General features: G+C 60.3%; 15 protein-coding genes. 5 read left to right on the top strand and 10 right to left on the bottom strand.

Translation table 11 applies throughout. From position 1 onward, the window contains the following. Nucleotides 1-48: 48 nt before the first annotated feature. From ACE3OH_RS10455 to ACE3OH_RS10465, 3 genes are all read left to right on the top strand, one after another. Nucleotides 49-747: a 2OG-Fe(II) oxygenase gene (locus ACE3OH_RS10455; protein ID WP_374351729.1), complete on the top strand. Its 699-nt coding sequence runs from the start codon at nucleotides 49-51 to the stop codon at nucleotides 745-747. Nucleotides 748-1,115: 368 nt separating this feature from the next. Further along, on the top strand, nucleotides 1,116-2,693 hold the full coding sequence (locus ACE3OH_RS10460) for a S8 family serine peptidase (protein WP_374351732.1): 1,578 nt from the start codon (nucleotides 1,116-1,118) through the stop codon (nucleotides 2,691-2,693). Nucleotides 2,694-2,867: 174 nt separating this feature from the next. Then, nucleotides 2,868-3,149 (top strand): hypothetical protein, encoded by a 282-nt coding sequence (locus tag ACE3OH_RS10465; RefSeq protein ID WP_374351734.1) that lies wholly within the window; start codon nucleotides 2,868-2,870, stop codon nucleotides 3,147-3,149. 60 nt (nucleotides 3,150-3,209) lie between these two features. On the opposite strand, the gene ACE3OH_RS10470 is transcribed toward ACE3OH_RS10465, so the two are convergent. The 9 genes from ACE3OH_RS10470 to ACE3OH_RS10510 form a co-directional block, all read right to left on the bottom strand. Beyond that, entirely contained in the window at nucleotides 3,210-3,938 is a 729-nt protein-coding gene (locus ACE3OH_RS10470) for an amino acid ABC transporter ATP-binding protein (RefSeq protein WP_374351737.1), read from the bottom strand. 24 nt (nucleotides 3,939-3,962) lie between these two features. Next, a complete protein-coding gene (locus tag ACE3OH_RS10475; RefSeq protein ID WP_374351740.1) occupies nucleotides 3,963-4,631 on the bottom strand; it encodes an amino acid ABC transporter permease in 669 nt (222 codons plus the stop codon). Beyond that, nucleotides 4,631-5,380, bottom strand: a complete 750-nt coding sequence (locus tag ACE3OH_RS10480) for an amino acid ABC transporter permease (protein ID WP_374351743.1) — start codon at nucleotides 5,378-5,380, stop codon at nucleotides 4,631-4,633. The genes ACE3OH_RS10475 and ACE3OH_RS10480 overlap by 1 nt, the downstream gene beginning before the upstream one ends. Nucleotides 5,381-5,437: 57 nt before the next feature. Further along, a complete protein-coding gene (locus tag ACE3OH_RS10485) occupies nucleotides 5,438-6,328 on the bottom strand; it encodes a transporter substrate-binding domain-containing protein (RefSeq protein ID WP_374351746.1) in 891 nt (296 codons plus the stop codon). 93 nt (nucleotides 6,329-6,421) lie between these two features. Then, the gene (locus ACE3OH_RS10490; RefSeq protein WP_374351749.1) at nucleotides 6,422-7,162 is read right to left on the bottom strand and encodes an amino acid ABC transporter ATP-binding protein; all 741 of its coding nucleotides are present in this window, start codon (nucleotides 7,160-7,162) and stop codon (nucleotides 6,422-6,424) included. A gap of 96 nt (nucleotides 7,163-7,258) precedes the next feature. Then, nucleotides 7,259-8,047 (bottom strand): 16S rRNA (adenine(1518)-N(6)/adenine(1519)-N(6))-dimethyltransferase RsmA, encoded by a 789-nt coding sequence (rsmA, locus tag ACE3OH_RS10495; protein WP_374351752.1) that lies wholly within the window; start codon nucleotides 8,045-8,047, stop codon nucleotides 7,259-7,261. Further along, nucleotides 8,044-9,054: a 4-hydroxythreonine-4-phosphate dehydrogenase PdxA gene (gene pdxA / locus ACE3OH_RS10500; RefSeq protein WP_374351755.1), complete on the bottom strand. Its 1,011-nt coding sequence runs from the start codon at nucleotides 9,052-9,054 to the stop codon at nucleotides 8,044-8,046. The genes rsmA and pdxA overlap by 4 nt, the downstream gene beginning before the upstream one ends. A gap of 87 nt (nucleotides 9,055-9,141) precedes the next feature. Beyond that, a complete protein-coding gene (locus ACE3OH_RS10505) occupies nucleotides 9,142-10,443 on the bottom strand; it encodes a peptidylprolyl isomerase (RefSeq protein WP_374351760.1) in 1,302 nt (433 codons plus the stop codon). A 5-nt stretch (nucleotides 10,444-10,448) separates the two neighbouring features. Beyond that, nucleotides 10,449-12,656, bottom strand: coding sequence for an LPS-assembly protein LptD (locus ACE3OH_RS10510; protein ID WP_374351763.1), 2,208 nt, complete (start codon nucleotides 12,654-12,656; stop codon nucleotides 10,449-10,451). A gap of 68 nt (nucleotides 12,657-12,724) precedes the next feature. Between ACE3OH_RS10510 and ACE3OH_RS10515 the strand changes: the two genes are divergently transcribed. Together ACE3OH_RS10515 and ACE3OH_RS10520 are read left to right on the top strand one after the other, a co-directional pair. After that, complete coding sequence (locus ACE3OH_RS10515; protein ID WP_374351766.1) at nucleotides 12,725-13,720, top strand: aminoglycoside phosphotransferase family protein; 996 nt, start codon at nucleotides 12,725-12,727, stop codon at nucleotides 13,718-13,720. Next, entirely contained in the window at nucleotides 13,717-14,145 is a 429-nt protein-coding gene (locus tag ACE3OH_RS10520) for a GtrA family protein (RefSeq protein ID WP_374351769.1), read from the top strand. Before ACE3OH_RS10515 ends, ACE3OH_RS10520 begins: the two co-directional genes overlap by 4 nt. A 16-nt stretch (nucleotides 14,146-14,161) precedes the next feature. On the opposite strand, the gene ACE3OH_RS10525 is transcribed toward ACE3OH_RS10520, so the two are convergent. Continuing rightward, on the bottom strand, nucleotides 14,162-15,205 hold a 1,044-nt coding region (locus ACE3OH_RS10525; RefSeq protein ID WP_374351772.1), incomplete at its 5' end, for a diguanylate cyclase.

Below are 15,205 nucleotides of genomic sequence, written 5' to 3' on the forward strand. Positions count from 1 at the left end.
AACCCGACCCGGCGCGACCGTCGACAAAACGTCAACAGAGCCTAGCCGATGCCGGACTTTATCGAAATCTATGACGATGCCCTGAGTGCCGCCTTGTGCGACGAGCTGATCGCCAGCTTCGAGCAAAGCCCGCATCGGGTAGCCGGCCGCACCGGCGCCGGAGTCGACACCAGCAAGAAGCGCAGCACCGACCTGTATCTGAACCAGCACGCGGCCTATCGCGGCCAGCTGCAGGCCATCCAGCAAGCTACCAGCCGCTATATGGCCGACTATTTCCGCCAGTATCACTTTGCCCTGATAGGCCCGCTGGCCTTGACGGTTGCGCATCCGCAAACTGGCGAACCCATGGCACTGGATCACGATAACTTCGCCAGTCTGCCGCCAGACCAGCAAACCCGGCTGATGCACGCATTGTTTCGCATCGGGCCGATCCAGCTGCAGAAATACGATGCCGGCCTTGGCAATTACCAGTACTGGCATAGCGAGGTTTATCCGCAGCTGCCCGATAGCGAACCCCTGCATCGCATCTTGCTGTTCATGTTTTATCTGAACGATGTAGCCGAAGGCGGGCAGACCGAGTTTTACTACCAGGGTCGCAGCATCACGCCCAAGCGCGGCCGCATGGTGGTCGCCCCTGCCTATTTCACCCATACCCATCGCGGCTGCACGCCGGTTTCCGGCGACAAATACATACTTACCAGCTGGATTCTGTTCAACCGCGCCGAGACCTTGTTCGGGCCGCGCTGAGCGGTTACACCCGCGCATTGGCCGGGCGGCCTCCACGCCGTATCGGCCGGCAATGATTTGTTACAAATTCACAACAGCCGAAAGACAGGACGCTGTCATGCGCGGCATCTGACGACCTGCGGTTTTCCCTTATAGATCAAATTGATACGGGTTTTCCCTTATCTCCTCCGGAGATAACGGCAATTCCCCGCTGCACGACGCTGGTCAGCGCAAGCAGCAGCGCACTTGCTTGGGCCGCCCGGTGTGAACCAACATGGCACGCCGTCATCGACGGCAGTCCATCCAGGACAGAGCAAGGATGCGGGTTCATGACAACGCACCGATTGCCTGCCGGAGGGATGCCAATTGTCCGTACAGGGGAGAAGTACATGAAGTCGCAGTCCCGTTTTGCCGTTTCCGCCATCAGCCAGTCGGTTGCCCTGGCCATTGCCGCCTCCGCCATGCTGGCGCCCGCTCTGGCCGAAGACACCGTGCGGGTGATTGTTGCCTACAAGTCCGGCTTTTCGTCGGCGATGAATGCCGAATCGGCTGTGCTGGCCGGTCGTGGCCAGGTTCAGCTGAAAATCGCCGGCACCCGTGCCATGGCCGTGGAAATGCCAGCCAGTGCGGTCGCCGCCTTGCGCAAGAATCCGCATGTCGAATACGTCGAAGAGGACGTCAAGCGCTATCCCTTGTCGCTGAGCACGCCTTCGACCGGCACGCCCTACCTCGCCGGCCAGCAAGTGCCCTACGGCATCAAGATGGTGCAGGCCGATCAGCTGCCCAGCGGTGACTCACTGGTCAGCAACCGCAAGATCTGCATTATCGACTCCGGCTACGACCGCGCCCACGAAGACCTTGCCGCCAACAACGTCAGCGGTGAATACGACCCCGATGGCAGCGGCTGGTGGTATTCCGATGAAAAGGGCCATGGCACCCATGTGGCCGGCACCATTGCCGCCATCAACAATAGCGGCGTCGGCGTCGTTGGCGTCAATCCCAACAAGCAATTGCGCCTGCATATCGTCAAGGTATTCGGCAAGGATGGCTGGACCTACTCGTCCTCGCTGGCCAATGCCGCCAACAAGTGCAAGGCCGCCGGCGCCAATGTGGTAACGATGTCGCTGGGCGGTGGTGCCAAGTCCACCACCGAGCAACGCGCCTTCGACAGCCTGCAAAGTGCCGGCATTCTGTCGATTGCCGCTGCAGGCAATGATGGCAACACCACCCTGTCTTATCCGGCCTCGTACAGCAGCGTGATGTCGGTCGCTGCCATCGACGAGAACAAGGCCTGGGCCAGCTTCTCGCAGTACAACAGCGAAGTGGAAATTGCCGCGCCGGGCGTAGGCGTGCTGTCCACCGTCCCGACCGGCACCGGCGTCACCATCGCCCTGAGTGTGGCAGGCAGCAGCTATGCGGCCAGCGAAATCACCGGCTCGCCGGTGAAGAAGGCCACCGCCGCCCTGGCCGACTTCGGCATCGGCGATGCAGTCAATAGCGCGGCCGCCGGCAAGGTCTGCCTGATTGCCCGTGGCAGCATCGACTTTGGCACCAAGGTGAGCAATTGCGAGAAGAGTGGTGGCGTCGGCGCCATCGTCTACAACAATGTCGCCACGCCGATCAGTGCCACCCTCGGCACCACGGTCAGCACCATTCCATCGGTGTTTGTCAGTGATGTCACCGGCGCCACGCTCAAAGCCAAGCTGGGCCAAAGCGCTACGGTTGCGCTGAGCCCGTCGAACTACGGTTACAAGGACGGCACCTCGATGGCCACCCCGCATGTTTCGGCTGTGGCAGCCTTGGTGTGGAGCTACTTCCCCAGCTGCACCGGCTCGCAGATCCGTACCACCCTCACCAAGAGCGCCATCGATCTGGGCGACCCGGGCCGCGATGACAAGTACGGCTATGGCCTGATCCAGGCTCGCGCTGCCTACGACCGCATCAAGCTCAAGGGTTGTGGCAAGTAAATAGCGAGCCAGCCTCGCGAACGGCGGATGGCGGGTGTTGCCATATGAGGCGACACCCGCCTTTTTTCAGCCGCCGCCGTGAGGCAAGGGCATGGCAAAACGTACCGTTCGCACAGAATCATTCGCATCAAGAGGGAACAGATGGCCGTACTTACCAAAGGACTGAGGTATCGCTTGACCTGGGCAAGCCTGGCGCTCGCCATGGCCGGGTTTTCTGCCTGGGATTTTGCACAAGCGCAGCAGCTGGCGGCATTCAGTGCCACGCTAGGCTGGGTGTTCTGGGCGATTGCCGGCTTTTTGATGCCAGTCATACCCACCGTCAGACTCGGGCTGATCGCACAGGCATCCGCAGCCTATGCTGCCGGCCCACACACATTGAGAATCGTGTCCACAATCGGTGGCTGGGCCTGCATTACTGCCGCCATCATCCTGAAATGGCTACTACCCCTTAGCTAAGGGCAAAAAGCAAAACGCCCGGCAATGCCGGGCGGTGGCGAATCATGTAGTCCCACAAGCTCAGTGTTGCAGGATCTTCGACAGGAACTGCTGCGCCCGCTCGCCGCGCGGGCTGCCAAAGAAGTCGTCCTTGCTGCAGTCCTCTTCGATAATGCCCTTGTCCATAAAGATCACCCGGCTGGCCACCTTGCGGGCAAAACCCATCTCATGGGTGACGCACATCATGGTCATGCCTTCCTGCGCCAGCTGCACCATCACGTCGAGCACTTCATTGACCATTTCCGGGTCGAGCGCCGAGGTGGGTTCGTCGAACAGCATGACGATCGGGTCCATCGCCAGCGCACGGGCAATGGCCACCCGCTGCTGCTGACCGCCCGACAATTGCCCGGGAAACTTGGCGGCATGGGCCTTGAGGCCTACCCGGTCCAGCAGCTTCAAGCCCTTGTCCAGCGCCTCGTCACGCGAACGGCCCAACACCTTTTGCTGGGCAATGGTCAGGTTGTCGGTAATGCTCAGGTGCGGGAACAGCTCGAAATGCTGGAACACCATGCCAACGCGCGAGCGCAGCTTGGGCAGATTGGTTTTCGGGTCGGCCAGCGAAACGCCATCCACGGTGATATCGCCCTTCTGGAACGGCTCCAGCGCATTCACCGTTTTGATCAGCGTGGACTTGCCCGAGCCGGACGGGCCGCATACAACCACTACCTCGCCCTTCTTTACCTCGGTTGTGCAATCGGTCAGCACCTGGAAGTTGCCGTACCATTTAGAAACATTCTTGATGGAGATCATGAGGAAATGGTCCTTTTCCAGGGCTTAGCGAATGATCGCAATTCGCGCATGCAGCATTTTGACAAGGCGCGACAAAACGAAACTGATGGTGAAGTAAATAACCGCCACCGCCAGGTACATTTCAACCAGGGTATTATCGCGGTGAGCAACCTTGTCAGCAGCACCAAGAAGATCGGTAGCGCCGACAATATAAACCAGCGAGGTATCCTGGAACAGGATAATGGTCTGCATAAGCAATAGCGGCACAACATTTCTGAATGCCTGCGGCAGAATGATATAGCGCATATTCTGCCCGTAACTGAAACCTACTGCCTGCCCGGCACCGACTTGACCCCGAGGAATGGATTGAATCCCGGCACGCATGATTTCACAGAAATACGCCGCCTCAAAAACCGAGAACGTAATGAAGGCTGATTTATCTGCCCCCATCTGTATTCCGGTTGCCATCGGCAGCATGATGTAAAGAAACAAAATGACATAGACCAGCGGCAAGGATCGGAAGGTATTGACATAGATCGTCGCCGGCAGATTCAGCCATTTGCTCTCGGCAAGGCGTGCCATGGCAAGAATGGTACCCAGGAAGATACCGAAACTGGCAGCGACGCCGGTCAGTGACAGCGAGTATTTCAGGCCTTCCCACAGGGCGAGCCTTGCATCCCAAACCGATGGGAAATCCAGTTGGCTCAATTGCATCACTTGCCTCCTGCGCTGATGAAACCAGGCACGCGAACGCGCACTTCCACCCAGGCCATCAGACGATTCACGCTGAAGGCCATGATCAGATACGCCGCGCCAGCAATGGTCATCACCTCGATGGCATTCCCTGCCGCATATTCGCCGGTAATCTGCTTCATCTGGAAAGTCAGCTCGGTCAGGCCGATCGCCAGGCAAACCGATGAATTCTTGAATGCATTCATGAATTCAGAGGTCAATGGCGGAATGATGACCCGATACGCCATCGGCATCAGCACATAGCGATAGGTCTGCGGCAGGGTCAGGCCCATGGCAAGGCCAGCGTTTTTCTGACCGCGCGGCAATACCGTAATGCCGGTTCTTACCTGCTCGGCAACACGGGCTGCAGTAAACAGGCCAAGGCCGATCATGCCGGTGATGAATTCCGGATAGGGCATACCCTGCTTCATCCATGTTCCGATGTGCTCGGGTAACATTTCCGGCAATACAAAAAACCAAAGGAACAATTGCACGATCAGCGGAATATTGCGAAACAGCTCGACATAGGCGGTAGCGGCAGCCGATAGCCATTTAATCGGCGCTGTACGCGCCACGCCGATTGCCGACCCCAAAATCATGGCGATGGTCCACGCCCCCACGGCTACGGCAAGCGTCCAACCGAGCCCGTGCAGTAGCCACTGATAATAGTATTCCTCTGTGCCGGCCACCTTTTCAAAGATGACCATCCAGTTCCAATGGTATTGCCCCATGGTGTCTCTCCAAGCAAAAAGGGGCCTTGCGGCCCCTCTGCAGTGTGGCCAGATCTATCAGATGCCGACGTCGGTCGGATGAGCAATCGCTTCTTTCAGTTTGTCACTCATCGGCAGATTGATGGTGACGCCCTTGGGTGGAATCGGGCTCATGAACCATTTGTTGTAGATCTTGTTGATCTCGCCTGATTTGTAGATGCCCACCAAGGTCTCGTCGACCAGCTTTTTGAACTGCGGATCATCCTTGCGCATCATGATGCCGTAGGGTTCCACCGACAGGGCGGGGCCGACAATGGCGAAATCCTTGGGATTCTTGTGCTCGGCAATCAGACCGGCCAGCAAGATATCGTCCATCACGAAAGCGGCAGCGCGGCCGGTATCCACCATCAGGAAGCTCTCGGCGTGGTCCTTGCCGTACAGATTCTTCACGTCGATATTCTGGCTTTGCTCGTTTTGCTTGGTATAGCGATCCGAGGTGGTGCCGGTGGTGGTCACCACTGCCTTGCCGTTCAGATCTGCCAGCGACTTGATGCCGGAATTGGCCTTGACCACCATGCGCACCGCAGTCACGTAATAGGCATTGCTGAATGCAACCTGCTTTTGGCGCTCTTTCGAATTGGTGGTGGAGCCGCACTCCATATCGATGGTGCCATTGACCATCAGCGGAATGCGCGTCTGCGAGGTAACCGGGACCAGCTTGGTGATCAAGGACGGCTTGTTGAGCTTTTTCTTTACCGCATCAACTGCCTTGGTACACAGGTCCATGGCATAGCCAACCGGCTTTTGCGTGGAATCGAGATAGGAGAACGGGATCGACGACTCGCGATGACCAACGGTGATGATGCCGGTGTCGTTGATCTTTTTCAGGGTGCCGGTCAATTCCTCTGCCTGGGCGCTGATGGCAAATGCGGCAGTCAGTGCAGCGGCCAGGGTAAATGTCTTGTGCATCAATTATCTCCTTCAGGGGTAGTGGTGGCCTTGATCGACCATTGTCTGACTATATCGCCGCAGCGCGGCGTGAAACAACCGCATTGCGCTTGCTCAGTGCATCGGCGCCAATACTTGCTGCAGGAACTGGCGGGCCCGCTCTGACTTGGCCGCGCTGAAAAACGCCTCCGGCGTCGCCTGCTCGACCACATCGCCCTGATCGAGAAACACCACCCGGTCGGCCACTTCACGGGCAAAGCCCATTTCATGGGTAACCACCATCATGGTCATGCCGCTCATGGCCAGATCCTTCATCACCTTGAGCACCTCGCCGATCATTTCCGGGTCGAGTGCCGAGGTAGGCTCATCAAACAGCATGATCTTGGGCTGCATGGCAAGGCCTCGTGCAATGGCAACGCGCTGCTGTTGCCCGCCAGAGAGCTGCGCCGGATAGACATCCCGCTTGTGCGCCAAGCCCACCTTGTTCAGCAATTCCACCGCCAGCGCCGTTGCTTCTTCCTTGGGCAGCTTGCGTACCTGGATCGGCGCCAGTGTGATGTTCTCCAGCACGCTCAGATGCGGATACAGATTGAAATGCTGGAATACAAAGCCGACTTCGGCACGGACCTTGTTGATATCGGTCTTGGGATCGGCGATGTTCTGCCCATCTATCCAGATTTCGCCGGAACCGATGGTTTCCAGCTGGTTGGCAGTACGGATCAGGGTGGATTTTCCCGAGCCGGACGGACCACACACTACCACCACTTCACCCGCCGCTACTTCAAGGTTGATGTTCTTCAGAACATGCAGATCCTTGAACCATTTGTTGACATTGACGAAGCGGATGATGGACATGACGGTTTCCAGAAGTGGGTGGCAGTTTAGCGGCGAGTCCGGTGAGGGAAAGCCGGGGATATCCCCTAAGGGACATCCGCAGCGTTTATCGGATGTTCAAAGCCCGGCCAGGCGATTGGCAAGGCGGACATAGTCGAGCGTGCTGACATTCTCGGGGCGCGCATTGGCGCTGATGCCGAGCGCATCCAGATCGTCATCCCGCGCTACGCCCTTCAGATTATTGCGCAAGGTCTTGCGGCGCTGGGCAAATGCCTGGGCGACCAGCTGCTCCAGCGCACCAAGGCTATGTACCGCCAGCTCGAATGGCCGCGGAATCATGCGCACAATGGCCGAATCCACCTTGGGCGGCGGGTAGAACGCATCCGGTGGCACGTCGAGCAGCTTTTCCATATGGAAATGGTATTGCAGCATGACGCCAAGGCGGCCGTAGTCGGCACAGCCGGGTTCGGCCACCATGCGCAGCACCACTTCGTTCTGCAGCATGAAATGGCAGTCTTCGATCTGCGCGGCAAAGCTGGCCAGATGGAACAGCAGCGGGGTGGAGATATTGTAGGGCAGGTTGCCGACCAGCCTGATCTTGCCGCCTGGCGCCAACTGCGCTGCCAATGCGCCAAAATCGAAAGTCAGCGCGTCGGCGTTGTGTATATGCAACTTGCCGGGTGCAAATCGGCCGCTTAGCCGGCTGACGATGTCGCGGTCGATCTCCACCACATGCAGCTGATCGAGTTTATCGAGGAGCGGAGCGGTCAGCGCGGCGAGGCCGGGGCCGATTTCCACCATGGCGTCCGCAGCTTGCGGAGCAATACAGGTAATGATGTCGCCAATCACGCCCTGGTCTTGCAGGAAGTTCTGGCCGAAACGTTTGCGGGGGATATGTGCCTTCATGTGCGGATTGTCGCCAGTTCCTGCGCCAGTGTCACGGCCGCCGCCAAGCTGCCACCATCGGCGCGGCCACTTCCAGCCAAGTCAAGCGCCGTACCGTGGTCTACCGAAGTGCGGATAATCGGCAGGCCCAGGGTGATATTGATGCCCTGCCCGAAAGTGGCATGCTTGAGCACCGGCAGGCCCTGATCATGGTACATCGCCAACACCGCATCGCCCTGCGCCAGAACGGGTGGATTGAACAGGGTATCGGCCGGCAGCGGGCCAAGCAGCTGCATGCCTTCGCTGCGTAGCTGCTCCAGCACCGGAATGATGATGTCGATCTCCTCGCGCCCCAGATGCCCGCTCTCGCCGGCATGCGGATTCAGGCCGGCCACCAGGATGTGCGGCCGGGCGATGCCGAATTTTTCGCGCAGATCAGCATCCAGTATGCGCAAGGTTGCCGCCAGCACATCTGGCTGAATGGCATCTGCCACTTCGCGCAGCGGCAGATGGGTGGTGGCCAGCGCCACCCGCAGTGCATAGGGCCGATCGGCCAGTACGGTGCCGCTTGCGCACTGTCCCGCCAGCATCATCACCACCTGCTCGGTGGCGGTGCGGGCGGCCAGGTATTCGGTGTGGCCGGTAAAGCCGGCATGGCCTGCCTCGATGATCACCCCCTTGTGTAAAGGAGCCGTCACCATCGCCGCGAACTCGCCGCGCTGGCAGCCCTCCACCGCCCGATCCAGCAGGGACAGCACATAGCCGGCATTGGCAGGATCAAGCTGCCCGGCCACGCTTGGGCGGGCGAGCGGCAGGGACAGCACTTCGATGCAGCCTGCGGGCGGCTCGCCATCGGGCATATAGTCGACCAGCGGGCGGCCGCGACCAAACTGGCGCTGGCGCAACAGATCGGCATCGCCAAGCAACACGAGGCGCACGGCCGGAAAGTCGGCCGGATCCAGCGCGGCACATAGCTCCGGGCCGATGCCGGCCGGCTCACCAGTACAAATAGCCAGAACAGCTCGCATATCGCATCAATCCCTTATTGGAGGCCAGGCTGGCCAATCGCCTGCCACAAAAGCGACAATCCCCGCCGGGGCGGGGATTGCGTGGGCTTATTTGTCGTCGAGACGGACATCGACAAAGGCACGATCACGCTGCTGCTGCACCCATTCCTCGTACTGCTGGTCAGCCTTGCGATCGCGCAACTCATTGCGTACACGCAGACGCTCATGGTCGCGGGTGACATCCTGATCGCGCCGCCCCACCACCTCGATCAGATGCCAGCCAAATGGCGAGCGGATCGGCTGCGACAATTCGCCAGGCTTGAGCGCATTCATGGCCGTATCGAATTCCGGCACGGTGTCGCCAGGCGACAGCCAGTCCAGATCACCGCCCTTGGAAGCCGAACCATCTTCAGAATGCAGCTTCGCTTCTTCCTCGAATTTCTTGCCGCCATTGACCAGACGGTCGCGGATTTCCGTGATGCGCGCCTTGGCGTCGCTGTCGGAGGTGCCTTCGTTCACCTTGATCAGGATATGGCGGGCGTGGGTTTGCGAAACGATCTCCTTGCCATCGCGCACCCGCTTGTCCACCAGCTTGAGAATATGGAAACCGGCCGGACTGCGCATGATGCGGGTAGTACCGCCGGGCGCCAGACGCGACACGGCGTCGAGGAACATCGGCGGCAGGCGGCCGGCGCTGCGCCAGCCCAGATCGCCGCCCGACAGGGCATCGTTGGCTTCGGAATAGGTGGCCGCCACCTGGGCAAACGGCTTGCCGGCTGCCAGCTCGCGCGCCGCCAGCTCGGCCCGCTTCTGTTTGCCAGCCAGCACATCAGGCGAGGCCCCTTCCGGCAGATTGATCAAAATATGGGCCAGCTGGAATTCCTGCTCGTTCTGGCCGGCATTCTTGTTGGCCTGCAGATACTGGTCGATTTCGGCATCGGTGACATACACACGGTTATCCACCTCGCGCTCGCGCAGGCGCTGGATGGTCATGTCCTGCCTCACTTCCTCGCGGAACTGCGCAAAGCGCGTGCCTTCTTGCTCCAGTTGCGCCTTGAACTGCGGCAAGGTCATCTTCTGCTGTTCGGCAATCCGCTCCAGGGTACGGTCAATCTGGGTGTCGTCCACCCTGAGGCCGGTATCGGCGGCATAGTCGGTCAGCACCCGCTCGGTCACCATCAGTTCCAGCACCTGCTTGCGCATGGCATCTGGCGGCGGCGGCGGAACATTCTGCTTGGCCAGATTGCGCGAGAAGGTGGCCATGCGCACCTGCAGCTCCTGCTCGGTGATGGCTGATTTGTTTACCACGGCAACCACGCGGTCGAGCATCACCGGGTCGGCAGCAAAAGAGCGGGCAAGCAGGGTCAGGCCAAGTGCAGCCAGGACGAGGGATTTTGGACGGGTCATCATTTGCATCAATTCAACTTGGTATAGCCGGGGATGCTGTCTTTCAGCACCTGAAGCGGATTGGAACCGAGCCGGCCGAGATCGTTCAGCTCCAGCTGGATGAAGTAGGCGTTGGAATACTTGTCCGAAGTGGTAACGAAGCGCTGGGCTACGGCACGGAACACCCAGCAGCCGCCATTGTATTCGACCCCGGCCAGGGTTTCCAAAGCGCGACGGTCGGCAATCGACCAGTTATGCCGGGCAATACCATGCCATGCACCGGAAATCGGCCATTGGGCGGAAATATCGAACTGCTTGATATTGTCCTGCCGGATACTGTTCTGCCGGTCGAGCCGATAACGCAGATTCAGCAAGCTGGTCGGCGAGGTCTGGTAGCGCAGGTTGACTGCTTCCTTTACCGCTCGCTTCTGGCGGGTGTCGTACTGCCAGGTGGTATCCAGCCACCAGTGTTCGCGCAGCTGGCCGGCGGCACTGGCAATCAGGTCGGAACTACTCACGCCGCCCGTGTTGGACTGGCCACTTGCAGTGACTCGTTGCGGATCGAAATAAAAGCGCTGGCCGATGGACAGGCGCGCGCGCTCGATGCCGGTATCGGTTTCGAACAGACGCGACGACACTGCCGTGGTCAGCTCATTGGCATCGCCGATACGATCGCCGCCGGTAAAGCGGTTCTCACTGAAAAGCTGGGCAAAGCTGAAGTCAGCCAGGCCGGTATCGAAATTGGGGAAGGCCGATTGATCCTTGAACGGCACACGCAGGTAGTAGATGCGCGGCTCCAGCGACTGCACCATATCCTGGCCCAGCATATGCACATCGCGGTCGAAATAGAGGCCGGCATCCAGGCTGAACATCGGCAAGGTGCGGCTCAGCTTGCTATCGGCCAGCGCTGCTTGCTTGTTCTGGCTGAGGCTGTACTGACTGGCGTGCACGGCCAGTTTGGGGTTGATAAAGCCGTAGCCGGTCTCGATCGGCATCGAAATACTGGGGGTCAGGGTAAGGCGCTTGCCCTCGACCAGGGTGGGGTGATGGAAATCGACCGCCTCGGCATTCAGGTCCAGGCGGTAGAACGGTGACAGCAGCGGGTTGTAGTTGACGGTGATCTGCGGCCGCCGCTCGTACGGCGTGGGCACAACCTTCACCGGATCGCGCTGCAAGGTCTGGAAGCGTTGCACGCGTGCCTGCACCATAAAGCCTGGCACGCCATAACGCAGCAAGGCCTCGCGCGGCAGATAGGTGGTGGAGGCTATGGCCACCCGATCGCCGAAGTCGGTGAAGTACTGATCGTCCGAAGCCGCGCGATAATCGATGCTGCCGATCAAGCCCGGCGCCAGCGCCTGCAGATGCTGCCACTGGTAAGCATGGCGCTCGTGGCCGGTCGAGGCATCGCGAAAGATCTCCTCGGCCTTGATTGTGCCCTGGTAGCTGCTGCCGAGGTAGCGGAACTCGGTGTCAAACAGCACGCCGCGCTTGGACATAATGCGGGGCGCAATGGTCGCATCCATATTCGGGGCGATATTCCAGTACCAGGGAACCGTCAGATCAAAGCCGCCAGCGCCGGTGGTACCGCCCCAGGTGGGTGCCAGAAAACCCGATTTGCGCGACCCATCCAGCGAAAAATCAAGATAGGGCGAATAGAACATCGGCACACCCTTGAATTCCAGTGTGCTGTTACGCGCCACGCCAAGATTGCGCGTGTAGTCGATGCTCAAGTCCGGCGACTTGATGAACCAGTCTTCCTGCCCCGGCTTGCAACTGGTGAAACGCGCCTGTTCCAGCCGGTATTTGTCCGGGCCTTCGAACAAAAGCTTGGCCGCATCACCATGGCCACCGCGCCGCTGATCACGCGGCGGCGCCCCGGACCAGTCGTTCGGCTGGTTCAAGCGTGGCGCAAAGCTGAAAGTCGGCTGGTCCAGGGTGCCGATGCGGGTATCGTCGTACAAATGCAACTGCCCGCCTTCGAGCACATCGCCGTTCTGTCTGATCCGGGTGCGATCGCCTGCCATCACCTCATGGGTGGTCTGCAACAGTTTCACCCAGTCGGCCTCGATGGTCTGGCCGTTGCGCTTGAGCAGCACATTGCCACGGGCAAACGTTTCGGTATCCGAGGTGCCGTCCACATGGTCTGCATCGATAACCGTGGGCGCAGGCGGGCTATCAGCCGAGGCGAAGGCAGAGAACAGGGCAATACAGACAGGGAGCAGGCGATAACGCGGCATTTGCGCGAGGCGGGGGAAAATCGAAGTGCGCTAAAATCGCACACTTTCCGATTCGACACAAACCGCTCATGGATCGCACCGCCGCATTGCATGCCTGGCTGACCCGCCACCTCGCCCCCGGCTTTACCTTGTCCGCGCCGATTGGCGATGCCAGCAGCCGCCGTTACTTCCGTATCATCCGCACCGACGGCCCCAGCCTGATGGCGATGGATGCGCCGCCTGCCAGCAATGATTGCCAGCCCTTCCTGACAGTCGCCGCCCTGCTGAAACCGGCACTGCGGGTACCCGCCGTGCTGGCACAGGATCTTGAGCAGGGCTTTTTGCTGCTGGACGACCTTGGCGAAACCGATATGCACAGCGCGCTGCTGCAGGCCGACGGTGCCGGCATCCAGACCCTGTACCTGTCCGCCATCGACAGCCTGCTGGCCTTGCAGAGCGCCAGCCAGCCCGATGTGCTGCCCGACTACACTGCCGACACCATGGCGGACGATCTGGAGCGGTTTGCTCACTGGTATGCCGGCATCCACCTCGGCAAGCCGCTACAGGGCAGCGAGCTGGCCGTGTGGGAGCGCAGCCGCGCCTTGCTGATCGGTCGTGCCCAGGCGCAGGGCAAGGTCTGGATACACTTCGACTACCATAGCCGCAATCTGATCGCCGGCGAGCCGATGGGCGTGCTGGACTTCCAGGATGCGCGCACGGGGCCGATCAGCTATGACCTGGCCAGCCTGCTCAAAGATATGTATCTGCCGCTACCCGAGGACTTCCGCCTCGATATCGCCATCCGCTACTGGCAAAAGGCGCGGGCCGCCAGCCTGCCGGTGCCGGCCTCGTTCGATGACTTCTATGCCGATTTCGAGTGGATGGGGGTATTCCGGCAGCTCCGCACCCTGGGCACCTTTGCCCGGCTGGCGCATCGCGACGGCAAGACGCGCTATATCGACGATATGCCGCAAGCGCTCGCTTATCTGCGCGAAACCTGTGTGCGTTACGCGCAATTGCACCCGCTGTTCAAACTGCTGGAAACGCTTACCGGCATCACTACCCAGGTGGGGTACACGTTTTGATCGATCGCCTTTACCGGCAGCACCAGGCGCTGGTCGACCAGTTCCTGCGCTTTGCCATGGTGGGCCTGTGCGGCACCGGCATGCAGTATTTCTGCCTGTGGCTGGGCACCGCCCTGCTTGGCGCCTCCGCCGTTCATGCCTCGGCAGTTGGCTATGTGTTCGGCTCGCTGGTCAATTACTGGCTCAACTATCTGTTCACGTTCAAGAGCGAGAAGTCGCATCTGGACGCAGCGAGCCGCTACTACACGGTGGTCGGCATTGGTTGGTGCATCAATACCGGCTTGATGAAGCTGTTTGTCGATGTATTGCTCTGGCCGAAGTGGCCGGCCCAGCTTCTTACCACCGGCATCGGCCTGCTGTGGAATTTCGGCGGCAGCCGCTGGTGGGCTTTCCGCCATCGGACGGCCAGCCCGCGCGGGGACTGAGGCGCCTGCCGCGGTGCTAGGCCGGCGCCGGCAGGTAGATTTCGTCCTGCCCATCCCTGACCCAGGCGGTGCGGTTGCGGCCGGCGTTCTTGGCCTGATAGAGCGCCCGGTCTGCCGCCTGCAGCACCGCCTCGATGGAAGCCGGCTCGCTGAGCCCCTCCTGAATCGGCGCAATGGCAGCACAGCCGAAACTGATGGTCACCGGTATCGGCGCCCCATCAAACAATATCTGCTCGTTGGCGATCAGCACCCGCAGCCGATCGGCCACTTCGGCGGCTTGGGCCACCTCGGTTTCCGGCAGCAGCACGGCGAACTCCTCACCACCAAGCCGCCCAACGATATCGGCTGAACGCTTGTTGCCTTGCAAAAGCCGGGCAACACGGGTCAGCACCAAGTCGCCGGCAGCATGGCCGAATGTGTCGTTCACCCGCTTGAAATGGTCGATATCGGCCATGATCACCGATAGCGGCCGCCCATTGCGGCGACTGCGCCGTGCTTCCTGGCCCAGTGCCGAAATGAACTGGCGACGATTGGGGATGCCGGTCAGCGCATCGGTGGTGGCAAGGCGGCGCATTTCTGCCTCCACCGCCGTCAGCTTGGCATGTTGTTCGTTCAGGCGGGTGTAGACCCGGGCGTTGGCAACGGCTACCGCCACATAGGCACTCAGGGTGCGGAAGATCAGCTGCTCGCGGTCACCATAGGCGTGCTCGGCAGTGGACTGGATGGTCAGCACGCCGACCAGCTCCTCGCTGACCACCAGCGGGCCGAACCAGGAAGCATGCATTTCACGGGTGCCGGGGACATGGGAGCTGGAGCGCTGGCCACTACGGCTTTCGCTGAGGATTTCGCGCCGTTCGCGCGCGCATTGTGCCGCCTTGGAGTTAGGGTCATCGATGGAAATGCGCCGCTCCGGCATGGGCCGGCCATCTTCCACGCCACGCCTGACCATCAGGCGGCCATTGGATTCCAGAACCGAGATGCCGACAAAGGTAACCTGTACCAGCTTGCCCAGATGCGACACCCGGGTGTGCAGCACATTGTCGAGATTCAGATTGGCGGT

The organism is Chitinimonas sp. (assembly GCF_041904975.1).
Lineage (GTDB): Bacteria > Pseudomonadota > Gammaproteobacteria > Burkholderiales > Chitinimonadaceae > Chitinimonas.